Below are 2,671 nucleotides of genomic sequence, written 5' to 3'. Positions count from 1 at the left end.
CGCCCTCGCCGGGGTCGACTCCGTCTTCCTCTACGCCGAACCCTCCGGCATCGACGCCTTCCTCGCCGCGGCCGACCCCGGCCCGGCCAGGGCCCGACCCGCCCCGGCCGGACCCGTCCTGCTCGGGCCCGGGTCTGTTCGGGGGCGGCCTGTTCAGGGGCCGGTCCGTTCGGGGTCGGCCGGCGGGGAAGGGCGGTGCCCGATTCGTACACTCTCTGCATGTCGCAGAAGTCCCAGCCCCGCCGTCGTGCGCTGATGGCCGAGCTGACCGTCGAGTCGCGGCGGCACATGGCCGCGTACGCGCTCTTCAACCAGGCCGTCGCGGACCACCTGCGGCTCCACCCGACCGATCTGCAGTGCATCAACCTGCTCGGACTGGAGGCGGCCCCGGTCACCACCGGCCGCATCGCGGAGCTGACCGGGCTCACCACGGGGTCGGCGACCCGGCTGGTGGACCGGCTGGAACGGGGCGGCTACGTGACGCGCGAGCGCGACACGGTCGACCGGCGACGCGTGCTCGTCGCGCCCGTGCCGGAGCGGATGGCGGAGGTCGGAGCCGTGTGGGAGCGGCTGAGCGGCGCCTGGGCTGAGATGTTCGAGGCGTACGACGACGACGAAATGGCCCTGCTCATCGCCCACATGCGACGGACGATCGAGCTGAGCGCGCGCCAGGTCGAGGTGTTGCGGCGGGGCACCGCCGCGCCGGACCCGGCGTGCGGGGGCGACCCGGCGGAACCGGGCACTGCCGCGGCGGACCCGGAGAGCGGGGCGGATCCGGCGTGCGGGGGCGTCAGGCGCTGTCCGCAGGAGTGACGGAGGCCGGGGCGAACTCCTGGAGCGCCTTCGTGACGATCGCCTCCAGCCGGGTGTGGTGGGCGCCCCGCCAGTAGACGCGGTCGCACTCCGTGCACTGTGCGAAGACGTCGTACGACTGCCGGGTGCCGTGCTCCAGCCGCCCGCTGACGGTGTCCTTGTCGGCGCTCCTCAGCGGGCCGTTGCAGGCGGTGCACCTGGTCCACGGGGCCAGGCGCGGGGCGAACCGCTCCAGCACGTCGCGGAGTTGCTCCTCCGGATGGTTGCTGTAGACGTACGCCCCGGCCCAGAGCTCCCGCCGGTGCAGCAGTCCGCGGTCCCGGGAGAGCAGCACGCGGCGCTCCCGCGCCGAGCGGGTGGCCAGCGCGGGGTCGCCGATGTCCTCGCTCTCGTACGCCGCGTCCACGCCGAGCAGTCGCAGTCGCCGGGCGAGCGTGCCGAGGTGGACGTCGAGCAGGAACCGCAGCGGCGCACCCGGGACGTGCTGGGGGCGCTCCACGGCCCGTACCTCGACCAGCTCGCCCGCCCCCGGGATGTGCGAGACCGGAACGGGGCGGCCGTCCACCAGGATCTGCCCGGCCTCGGTGAGCGGGATGCCGAGCGACTCCACCACGTGGCCGAGGGTGGAGGAGCCGTCGGTGACCACGGCCGTGCGCCCCCGGCGGCGTTCATGAGCGACGAAAAGGCGCAGTTCGGGGGCGACTTCGAGGTGGATCTCCGGTCCGTTCACCTCGTCAGCATGTCATCGGGCCGGGCGGGTCGGCCAGGGGTTTCGGGCCGGCGGGGGTGCGGCGATCCGCTTGGCACTCCGGGTGCTCCGGCTGCCCGGGCGCTCAGGGGCGGAAGGCGTCGGTGTGTTCCTCGGCCCAGGTGGCGAAGGTGCGGGCCGGGTGGCCGGTCAACTTCTCGACCTCGTCGGTCACCTCGGCCGGTGCGCCCTCCGACGCCGCCATGTACGCGAGCAGCGCGTCGGCGATCGGCTCGGGCACGAACGCGGCCACGGACTCCTTCCATGCCTCCCCGGACACGGCGTTGACGGCGATGGGGCGCCCGGACGCCGCCGCCAGGAGGCCGACCTGCTCGGTGGCGCTGAGCGATTCGGGGCCGGTCAGGTGGTACGCCGCGCCTCGCAGGCGGGGTTCGGTGAGGACGGCGAGGGCCGCCTCGGCGATGTCCCGCTCGTCGATGGGGCTGCTGTGGCTGTGGGGGTGGGGGAGGTCGACGGAGCCGTGTTCCCGCACCGAGTGCGACCACTGGTGGGCGTTGGTCGCGAAGGCGCCGGGGCGGAGCAGCGTCGTGGTGAGGGGCGAGGCGGTCAGGGCCTGTTCCACCGCGTGGTGGGAGGCGGCGATCGGGTTGTCCGGGGCGTCGGGGGCGAGGACCGAACTGGAGGAGAGCAGCACGATGTGCCCGACCCCGGCGGCCTCGGCCGCGGCGAGGAAGGCGTCGATGCCGGAGGGTTCGGCGTAGAGGAAGACGGAGTCGACCCCGGCGAGGGCGTCCGCGAAGGTGGCCGGGTCGCCGAGGTCGCAGGCCACGACCGGCACGCCTGCGGGCAGCGCGGTGGCGTCCGGACCGGAGAGCCGTTCGGGTGCGCGCGAGGCGGCGCGGACGGAGTGCCCGGCGCGGAGCAGCAGCGGGACGAGCGCGGAGCCGACACGGCCGCGGCAGCCGGTGACGAGAGTGAGCATGATGGAGGAACCTCTTCTCCGAGGATGTGACTGCGATACGCATAAGTTGCGTGACGCAGATAAATATCCTGGGGGAGCCCCCGGCCGTCAAACGTTTTCGGGGCGTGGCGGACGCACGGGCAGCAGCGAAGAGGGCGGAGGCGGAAGAGGGGGCGGAGGCGGAAGAG

3 protein-coding genes are annotated in these 2,671 nt (G+C 73.9%); 1 reads left to right on the top strand and 2 read right to left on the bottom strand.

The annotated features are described in order from the left end of the window. Window positions 1-219 precede the first annotated feature (219 nt). On the top strand, window positions 220-813 hold the full coding sequence (locus tag EAO76_RS41400; protein WP_148841399.1) for a MarR family winged helix-turn-helix transcriptional regulator: 594 nt from the start codon (window positions 220-222) through the stop codon (window positions 811-813). Here the strand turns inward: EAO76_RS41400 and EAO76_RS41395 are convergent. Both EAO76_RS41395 and EAO76_RS41390 read right to left on the bottom strand, forming a co-directional pair. Further along, window positions 791-1,543 carry a Mut7-C RNAse domain-containing protein gene (locus EAO76_RS41395; protein ID WP_148841398.1) on the bottom strand — a complete coding sequence of 251 codons (753 nt, stop codon included), beginning with the start codon at window positions 1,541-1,543 and terminating at the stop codon, window positions 791-793. The two genes, EAO76_RS41400 and EAO76_RS41395, sit on opposite strands and share 23 nt — an antisense overlap. A 103-nt stretch (window positions 1,544-1,646) precedes the next feature. Next, on the bottom strand, window positions 1,647-2,504 hold the full coding sequence (locus tag EAO76_RS41390) for an NAD(P)H-binding protein (protein WP_148841397.1): 858 nt from the start codon (window positions 2,502-2,504) through the stop codon (window positions 1,647-1,649). Window positions 2,505-2,671 lie beyond the last annotated feature (167 nt).

Origin of the sequence: Streptomyces sp. sk2.1 (genome assembly GCF_008120935.1) — a bacterium.
In the GTDB taxonomy this organism is placed as follows: domain Bacteria; phylum Actinomycetota; class Actinomycetes; order Streptomycetales; family Streptomycetaceae; genus Streptomyces.
The sequence above is the reverse complement of the archived record's forward strand: the minus strand, read 5'-3'. Positions and strand labels throughout refer to the sequence as shown.

Coding starts and splice junctions, on each gene's coding strand:
- EAO76_RS41390 (WP_148841397.1), bottom strand. CDS start 2,504: ATGCTCACTCTCGTCACCGGCTGCCGCGGCCGTGTCGGCTCCGCGCTC.
- EAO76_RS41400 (WP_148841399.1), top strand. CDS start 220: ATGTCGCAGAAGTCCCAGCCCCGCCGTCGTGCGCTGATGGCCGAGCTG.